This is a genomic window from Halobellus sp., assembly GCF_042218505.1.
GTDB lineage: Archaea > Halobacteriota > Halobacteria > Halobacteriales > Haloferacaceae > Haloquadratum.
Window position 1 is genome coordinate 43762 of sequence record NZ_JBDGQZ010000056.1, and the last position, 8714, is coordinate 52475.

At 63.7% G+C, this 8714-nt stretch carries 7 protein-coding genes; 5 read left to right on the forward strand and 2 right to left on the reverse strand.

All coding sequences use genetic code 11. The features are described 5' to 3' along the window. A partial coding sequence (locus tag ABEI27_RS14295; RefSeq protein ID WP_375800080.1) for a hypothetical protein occupies window positions 1–923 on the reverse strand: 923 nt, incomplete at its 3' end. Window positions 924–1008: 85 nt separating this feature from the next. Between ABEI27_RS14295 and ABEI27_RS14300 the strand changes: the two genes are divergently transcribed. Next, a complete protein-coding gene (locus tag ABEI27_RS14300; RefSeq protein WP_375800081.1) occupies window positions 1009–2877 on the forward strand; it encodes an AAA family ATPase in 1869 nt (622 codons plus the stop codon). A 105-nt stretch (window positions 2878–2982) separates the two neighbouring features. Beyond that, a complete protein-coding gene (gene ppcA, locus ABEI27_RS14305; RefSeq protein WP_375800082.1) occupies window positions 2983–4491 on the forward strand; it encodes a phosphoenolpyruvate carboxylase in 1509 nt (502 codons plus the stop codon). Between the two features lie 171 nt (window positions 4492–4662). On the opposite strand, the gene ABEI27_RS14310 is transcribed toward ppcA, so the two are convergent. Further along, window positions 4663–4902, reverse strand: coding sequence for a hypothetical protein (locus ABEI27_RS14310; RefSeq protein ID WP_375800083.1), 240 nt, complete (start codon window positions 4900–4902; stop codon window positions 4663–4665). A gap of 746 nt (window positions 4903–5648) precedes the next feature. Between ABEI27_RS14310 and ABEI27_RS14315 the strand changes: the two genes are divergently transcribed. The 3 genes from ABEI27_RS14315 to ABEI27_RS14325 all read left to right on the forward strand — a co-directional run bounded on the left by ABEI27_RS14315 (window position 5649) and on the right by ABEI27_RS14325 (window position 8188). Then, window positions 5649–6398 (forward strand): hypothetical protein, encoded by a 750-nt coding sequence (locus ABEI27_RS14315; protein ID WP_375800084.1) that lies wholly within the window; start codon window positions 5649–5651, stop codon window positions 6396–6398. Window positions 6399–6600: 202 nt separating this feature from the next. Continuing rightward, window positions 6601–6990 (forward strand): RidA family protein, encoded by a 390-nt coding sequence (locus ABEI27_RS14320; RefSeq protein WP_375800085.1) that lies wholly within the window; start codon window positions 6601–6603, stop codon window positions 6988–6990. Between the two features lie 172 nt (window positions 6991–7162). Further along, entirely contained in the window at window positions 7163–8188 is a 1026-nt protein-coding gene (locus ABEI27_RS14325; protein ID WP_375800086.1) for an amidohydrolase family protein, read from the forward strand. Window positions 8189–8714: the final 526 nt, after the last annotated feature.

Here is an 8714-nt window from a genome sequence, read left to right on the forward strand (position 1 = left end):
CCGCCGCCGTCGAGATCGGCCGCGACGGCGCCACCGAGAGTGCGGGACCCGTACACGTGCGAAGACACCCCATCGAGTGTTGCCCGAACGCTCAGACCTCCGTCCTCGAGCCGGTAGTACTCCAGTATGTGCGTGACGTGCGGCTTCAAGACGGCGGCGAGTTCCGTGGAACCGTCGGGACCGAAGGGGCCGACTGCGAGCTGGTGCCGCCAGCCGGGTCCCTCGACGGGACCGGTCGCGATGCGCTCGCCGGCCACCGAGTAGACGGCGATCCGTGCGCCGCGTTCCGCGTCGGCAATCGTGGTAACGATCTCCGGTTCGCCATCGCCGTCGAGATCAGCCACGAGCGGCTGGAGCCCCTCGAAGACGAGCGGGGCATCGAGTTCAGTTCGAGCGACCACCGCCGGGTCCGTCGGATCGACCACGACCAGAGACGACGGTTCCAGTTGGTCACCGAGTGCGCTGTGTCTGTAGCGATCCGTCACGTCCCCGTAGACGACGTACCTGCCGTCTCCGACCGCGGCCGGTCGGGCATCGGTCGGGGCCTCGACGGGCAGCCGATGGCGTTCGTCGCCGTCGACGACGAGGTCCCCGTTGGCAGCCACGTACAGTCTGTGCGTCCCCGCCGGTCCGGACGCGACGATCTGGCCGCCATTCCGGCTCATACTCGAAGGATGGTCGAGCACCGTCGGCGCTGCGCCACCGCTGGCGACGACTGGCGGGCGTTCGGGCGACTGGTGGTGCAGGCGCGTTTCGTCGGATATTGCCCCGTCGGAAACTCGGAATCGGGTTGTGGTTCCGTCGGCTGTGACCACCGTCCAGTAACTCCCCCGCAGTGCCGGATGGGCGATTAGCCACTCCGGGCGAGCGTCGACCGCGAACCGAACGGACTCGCTGTCCCGGAGGGCCGAGGATCCGAACACGAACCGGTTCCCAGTCGGCTGGGGGTGGGTGTACCAGTAGGGCCCCGAGGCGGGCTCGGTCGCTTCTTCGGGTGTCGACTCGACCGTGGACGTCGAACCGTCGTCCGAGCTCCAATTCTGTGATATCGAAGGGTTAGAAGAGCGAAAGCGTCGGCTTCGAGAGTCAGTCGTCGATCCGGCAGTCACCGACCGTCACGAAACGATCGGTGCCAGCGGGATCCTGATACACGGACCCTCCGGTGTCGGGAAGACCCATCTCGCCCAGGCACTCATCGGCGAACTGGGATTCGATCAGATCACGATCACGCCGACGGATCTCCCGCTCGAGTCGCCTGACGAGACGGCACAACTCCTCGTCGATCTGGCTCAGTTCGTTCGATCTCGGGCCCCGTGCGTCCTGTTCTTCGACGAGTTCGACGCTATCGCACCGACTGACGACGAAGACCAGTACGGACGGCCAAGCCAGGTCGGAGCCGCTCTCAAATCTACTCTGGATACGATCGACGCCGCGGAAGAGAACGTCATCGTCGTTGCGACGGCGACGCACCTGAGTGACGTCGAACGCACGGTCCGCCGGTCAGGCCGGATCGACATCGTGATGGGGGTAGACACTCCGGAGGAGCGCCGTCGTCGACAAATCCTCGCGACGGAGGTTCGCTCGGTCACCACCCACGCCGACGCGCTCGACGCCGTCGAAGCCGACATCGACTACGAGCGCTGTGTCGAGCTCACGAGTGGGTTTGTGACGGCGGAGATCGTCGCCGCGGTGGAACGCGCCGGCCAGATCGCGATCGCCGACGCGGCGTCGGAACAGGTCCGGATCGACCAGACTGCACTCCGGACGGCATTCGAAGAGATCGGCCAACGCAAGGGTCGCCGTGAGCACAGTGGGAGAGATTCCACGACTGGGGCCCCAGACGACGAGGCGGTGGCGCACTCGACCGACCGCGAGGCTCAGCAGGACAACCCCGAGGCGTCGTCGAGCGACGCTCGACCGGGGAGCCAGAACGACGTCGCGGAAGCACAGAAGGCCTCGGACGACAACTCCCGTGGCATCGAAGGGCACGTCCCACATCTGGTCGGGTCCCCGTCGATTCCCGACGTCACGTACGACGATATCGGCGGCCTCGACGCGGCAAAACCACGCCTGCGGGAGTCCGTGGTCTGGCCGAAAAAGTACCCCGAGCAGTTCGACGCACTCGACATCGACCCCCCCACGGGAGTGCTGCTCCACGGGCCGCCAGGAACCGGAAAGACGATGCTGGCCAAGGCAGTGGCGAACGAGAGCGATCACAGCTTCCTGTCGGTGAAGGGCCCGGAAGTTTTCGACAAGCACTTTGGCGAGTCCGAACAAGCAGTACGGGGGCTCTTCCGCAATGCCCGAGGGGTCGCTCCGGCGCTGATGTTCTTCGACGAGTTCGATAGCATCGCTGCGCAGCGGGGCGGGTACAGCGCCGGGAGTGATGTCACCGACAGCATCGTCAACCAACTGCTGGCGGAGCTCGACGGGATGGATCCGCTCGGAGATGTCATCGTGATCGCGGCGACGAACCGGGTCGATATGCTCGATCCGGCGGTGCGCCGCCCGGGTCGATTCAGCATCGAGATACCCGTTTCCCGTCCCGACGAAGCAGGCCGTGAGGAGATCTTCCAGACCCACCTCCAGGATCGACGGCTGGCTGACGAGGTCGACTCCGAGTGGTTGGCCCGCGCGACTGACGACAGATACTCCGGTGCGGACATCGCCGCGCTGTGCGACGAAGCCGCGATGACTGCACTCAGGGACGCTATCGACGACGGTAGTACTCCCGAGACGATGGCCGCAGACAGCGAGACACAGATGGATGAGACACCGAGTATCACGCGCGCGGATTTCCAGCAAGCGCTCGCCCGTGTCGATCCGGCGAGCGATGATCGCGACTCCGACACGCAGTCGCTGCGCTCGTACCGGTGAGAACATCGAGGCGTCTGGTCATCCGTGGCACGACACTCCCGCCGACGGGAACATAACGGGGTTCTGATAGGAGGCCTTTTGAACGGCGCGGCCAACGATTTATATATGACCGGCGTCCCGGATCCGCACGACCCGCCGCGGGTGATGAGTACGCAGCACCCTGACAACGCAACGGTGCCGTTCTTCACCGAGGGTGAAGTGATTGAGGGCGAAGAAGAAGTGCGGGAAGCGTACTACGCCTACTCTCACCTCGGCTGTGACGAGCAGATGTGGGACTTCGAGGGCAAAGAGGGCGACGAGTACGCGGTCAAGAAACTGCTCTCGCGGTTCGACGACCACTTCGCCGACGAGCGACTCGGCGCCGAGAACCGACTCACGCTGCGCGGGCCGAACCCCGACCTCGAAAAATCGGAGGCGAAGATCCTCCTTGAGATTCTCGAATCGATCCCTCGGTCGTACGACGCCGCCGAAGCGTTCTATCAGAGCCTGCAGAGTGTCGACGGCCGGGAGGACCACGAGACGGTCGCTCCCATCCACGAAGTGATCGTGCCAATGGTGACCTCCGCGAGTCAGATCAACGCCGTCCACGACTACTACGAGGAGTTCGTCGTCGGCAAGGCCGACCGCTCGATCGGTGGGCGCACTGTCGCCGACTGGGTCGGCCATTTCCGCCCCGACGAAGTCGCAGTCATCCCCCTCATCGAAGACCGCGAGTACCTCCTGAACGCCGACGAAATACTCCGGGGGTACCTGCAAGGGCGAGACCGTGACGCTCAGCGGGTCTTCCTCGCCCGCTCGGATCCCGCGTTGAATTACGGCTCGCTCGCTGCCGACCTCGTGAACAAGGTGTCGCTGCGCCGGCTGTACCACGCGGCCGCGGATCTCGACGTAGAGCTCTATCCGATTCTCGGTGCCGGCCCTGCGCCGTTCCGCGGGGGACTCGCGCCGGACACCGTCGACCGCGTGCTGGACACGTACCCAGAAGTGGAGACGTTCACCGTGCAGTCCGGCTTCAAATACGACCATCCGCCGCAGGACGTGCAGGCGGCCATTGAACGCCTGCGCACTGCAGAGCGTGACCGCAGCGCCCCCGACATTGACGAGTCGCTGTTGCTCGAAGTCGCCGACCGCGTGGCCGAGCGATACTCCGAACAGGTGAGCGAGGTGGCGCCCATAGTGAACCGACTCGCTGAGTACGTTCCCCGGCGTCGCGACCGCAAGTTGCACGTCGGCCTGTTCGGCTACTCCCGCGAGGTGGGGGAAATCGAACTCCCGCGGGCGATCACCTACACCGCTTCGCTGTACAGCATCGGGTTCCCACCCACGCTGATGGGACTCGCCGGACTAGAGGACGCCGACTGGACGGTGGTCGACGACTGCCTCCCGCGCTTCCACGACCTCCTGGCAGACGCTGCTCGCTACTACAATCCCCGCTCGCTTTCGATGCTGCCTCTGGACGAGGAAGAAGTTCGTCCTGGACTGGACCGTGTCGACGTCGATCCCGACCCCGACCACCGCGCCGCGACCGACGACGTGATCGACGCACTCGACACGGGCGGCGACGTCAGATCTGGCGTCGTGCGCGCTGCTCGCTGCCGACAGTTCCTGGGCTGATCCCGTTGTTCGCGGGGCGCCCTCAGCAACTGGTGACCGATCGACGCGGTGAGTCCGCATAGGCGTTCAGTCCTCACCGATCGCGACGTTCACCCCGGTGAGCCTGTTCGCTTCTGTGGGTCCTCCACAGCGCCGACCCCTGGCCACGGGACGCGGCACCGCTCTGGGCGATCAGGTCGATTGGCCTCGCTTTTTTTCACTACCGTCTCCTCCCGGTGCCATCGTGAGGTCGGTCGCCCGTCGGAAGCCGAGAAACAGGAGCACCCCTCCTGCCAGACCGGTCACGAGAAAGTCCAGCGTCCAGTGCCACGGAAACCGGGCGGGCGGGTCCCGGACGCCATCGGGAAGCGTTTTGAGCGCGGGGATGGACAAAAAGAGGTACGCAACGAGATAGAACCCCCCGATGATCATCCATAGCCAGTCGGTGCGCCGGAGCCAGGCTTGAACGGATATGTACTGTGTCTAATTAACACACATAGTAAGCCTATCCCACACTCCCCGCCAGAAGCGGCAGTATCGACACACTGTGGTATGCTGTCGGTACCGGTGGTTCTGGGGGGACCGTCCTGATGGGGGACCCTCAAACAGGCAGCATCGATGCGATCGTAGCGTTTGCAAGTCTTCGCTCACTCGATCGCCCGACCGCGTGCGATCAGCTGTGCAATCAGTCGTAAACGTCACTACAGTGTCTTCGCCCCACCGTTCGAATTTGTGCAGGCATCCGGTGCTGTGAGAGCGCAGCGAGGGAAGGTGACCTGGTCTCTCGCCAGTGAGGGAAAATTTCACAATGATGTCGTTTGAATATCATAAGTATGGATCGTGTTACCAACCAACGTGGAAACGGATTCGCACCCACCAATTATGCGCGATCCGCTGGACGGTAAAGCGAACGTCAACTGGATCGACGCCGTATTCCCCGCAGGTGACCGGCTCACGCTCGTGGGCTTCCCTGCGGTGACGGCCAGCGCTGTCTTTCTTCTGAGTACGGCGTCGCATTTCGCGGCGGCGAAGCATACCTCACCGAATGGTATCCGTACGCCGGTGCTGGTGGAACGTTCTGGGCGCTCCTGTGGCTCGGATGGGTCGATTCCGTCCTCGTCGACGCGTGGAATGACGTCTTCCCGGCCTTCGACGTCGATAGTGCGACCTACCGAGAGGTGACTAATGACCGCCTGGCAGCGTTCGCTGACGACCGTATCACCCTCGGCTACAGTACCGTCCTCATCCTGCTCTACGTCGTCGTTCTGCTGCTCTTCTTTTGTTCCCCACCACTCGGGGGATCCGTGCTCAACACGATCATCCAACCGGACATCCGGGCCCAACTCGGCGGGTATTCGCTCGCGAGACTCGTGAACTACTCGCTGTTCGGAGTCGTCCTCATTCCGGCACTCGTCACCAGCGTTCGCGGGTTCGTGATTCACATCGCTATGCTGCGGGACGTGGCGGCGCTGCCGTTCCGGAACATCCACACTTCGGCGCAGCAGTTAGAGCCGCTTGTGCGATTCAGTATGACCGCCGGAACGGCCTGGTTCGCCGGGATTTCACTCGTCTTGCTGTGGTTTCGCTCCGGGATTCGCGGATACATCGCGGTGCTCGTGTTGATCGGAGTTCTCCACATCGTGACCCCGCTGTGGATTCTCCACGACGCGCTCCAGAGGGAACAACAGGACCTGCTCCAGGAGATCCGTGCCGATTACAACGAAATTCGACACCTGATTCGGGAGGCGGACGAATCGCCGGACGAACTCTCGCTATGGCTCGAAGTCACCGACCGCCGCCTGGAGAGCGCGAAATCGATCAGTACCTGGGTGTACGACGTCCCCTCGCTGAGTCGGCTTCTGGCCGCCTCAGTGATTCCGTGGCTCACGCTCATCGAGCGCGTGGTGACGCTGATCCCACCGCTCTGACCGAGGTTTCAACCCAATCGACGGACCGATCTTCCAGTGCGTCCTCGGCGAACCTGGGAACAGCGACCTCTGATATCTCGCTTTCGAGTAGGTCCGCGAGACCCACGAAACGCTCCAGATCACGGGGTCGCCTCAGCAGGTGTTCTGACGCCCTGACTCTCGACCCCGAAACGGGTTTCACACTTCCACGTAGCCAGTACGTATGGAACGCCGCCGAATCTCCTCCGGCACTGAATGGGAACCACGCGCGGGCTACTCCCGCGCGGTGAGAGCCGGGTCACAAGTCCACGTCTCCGGTACGACTGCGACCGACGACCGAAGCGAGGTCGTTGGCGAGGGCGATCCCTCCGAGCAGACCAAACAGGCCCTGGCTAACGTCGAGGACGCGCTCGCGGAGGCCGGCGCACCGCTGGAGTGCGTCGTCCGGACCCGGCTGTTCGTCACCGACATCGACGACTGGGAGACGATCGGCGAGGCTCACGGCGAGTACTTCGGAGAGATCCGCCCGGCGACGAGTATGCTCGAAGTGAACCAACTGCTCAGTCCCGACCTCCTCGTCGAGATCGAGACCGTCGCAGCCGCCGACGGCTGACCAATCCTCATTCGAGATCCATCGAACTCTCCAGTCGCTCACAGAACGGCAAGAGTGGGTAGCCACAGACGAAGGCTGCATCACATCGACGACGCGATTCGACCGAACCGACGATCGATGGTCTCTCGCGACCACCACGGGACACATATAGCCTCGCCTCTCTCCCTGTCGTATGGAAGAGATCAAGGGAATCGTCCTTGCCGGGCGGTCGTTCGAGCCAATCCACGGCCAGGTCGTCGTGGAGGACGACCGCATCACAGCCGTCGAGGAGACCGCTGAGCGCGACGGTGACCCGAACCGCATCATCCTGCCGGCGTTCGTGAACGCGCACACTCACGTCGGAGACTCGGTCGCGAAGGAGGCAGCCGTCGGACTCGGTCTCGAAGAAGCGGTGGTGCCGCCCGATAGCCTGAAACACCGTCGATTGGCGGCGGCCGACCGCGAGACGCTGATCGAAGCGATGCACCGCACGCTCAGTTTTATGCAACGAACTGGAACGGCGGCGTTCCTCGACTTCCGCGAGTTCGGCGTCAAGGGTGCCCGAGCGCTACGCGAGGCCGCCGAGAGCCTCGACGTCGAGGCCTTCGTATTCGGGAGCGAGGATCCTGCAGTTCTGGACGTGGCCGATGGGTTCGGTGCCAGCGGCGCCAACGACGACGATTTCACCGACCAGCGGGCAGCCGCCAGGGAGCGCGACGTCCCGTTCGCCATACACGCCGGCGAGCCTGACGCCACCGACATCCACCCGGCACTGGATCTGAACCCGGATCTGCTGGTGCATATGATCCACGCCGAAGTCGACCACCTGGAGCGGGTCGCTGACCAGGGGGTCCCCATCTCGGTCTGCCCCCGTGCGAACCGCGTCCTCGGGGTTGGCCGGGCCCCAATCGAAACCCTACTCGAATACACTGACGTGGCACTCGGGACAGATAACGTGATGCTGAACTCGCCGTCGATGTTCCGCGAGATGGCGTACACTGCGAAGACGTTCGACCTCTCCTCGCAAACGGTGCTCCGGATGGCGACCATCGCCGGAGCCGACGCAGTCGGTCTCGACTGTGGTGTCATCGAACCGGGACGCCGGGCCGCGCTGCTGGTGCTCGACAGCGATTCGGATAACCTCTCTACCGTCGCGGATCCGGTCGATGCAGTGGTCCGACGGGCGACCGCGCTGGATGTCGAGCGAGTCATCTGCTGAACGGGGACTGACCCCGTCGGCGCGCTCCGGCAGCGTACGTCACGTATGCAGCATAGACGCCGGAATTTAGCCAGGATCGGACAGACAGTTCACACACGACACAGGGAACGAATTTAACGGGAAGTGGCTGTCTCACCCTCGTTACTGGCCGAAGGCCGCCGAGAGCGTGAGTCACTCTTTTTACCACTGGACGGACTCGAGTTCGCACTGATAGCGCTGGGTGTGCTCGTGCTCGCAATCTACTGGCGCGCCGACGGGATGCGGGGCGGAGAGAGTAACGTGTGCCCTGTCGACCCGTAATCCGCGGTCGCAACGCGCTCTCGACAGGATTGCAGTGCTCTACTCGGAGTGAGCGATTACGTACAACCTACGCATAGTAGAATGGCGCGTGGAAACCGCGGTTACACTCCGTGGGGACGGGCAACTCTCTTGCTGTTCGTTAGAACGGAATTAGGTGGCTGGGGAGTTGTGGGCCCCAACCACGGGCGGCCAGAGACCGTCCGTGAAGCAGGTGGGCCAACACGGA

Excerpts from the sequence above, each read along its gene's own strand:
- ABEI27_RS14325 (WP_375800086.1), top strand. The coding sequence starts at position 7,163 with ATGGAAGAGATCAAGGGAATCGTCCTTGCCGGGCGGTCGTTCGAGCCA.
- ABEI27_RS14310 (WP_375800083.1), bottom strand. The coding sequence starts at position 4,902 with ATGATCATCGGGGGGTTCTATCTCGTTGCGTACCTCTTTTTGTCCATC.
- ppcA (WP_375800082.1), top strand. The coding sequence starts at position 2,983 with ATGACCGGCGTCCCGGATCCGCACGACCCGCCGCGGGTGATGAGTACG.
- ABEI27_RS14320 (WP_375800085.1), top strand. The coding sequence starts at position 6,601 with ATGGAACGCCGCCGAATCTCCTCCGGCACTGAATGGGAACCACGCGCG.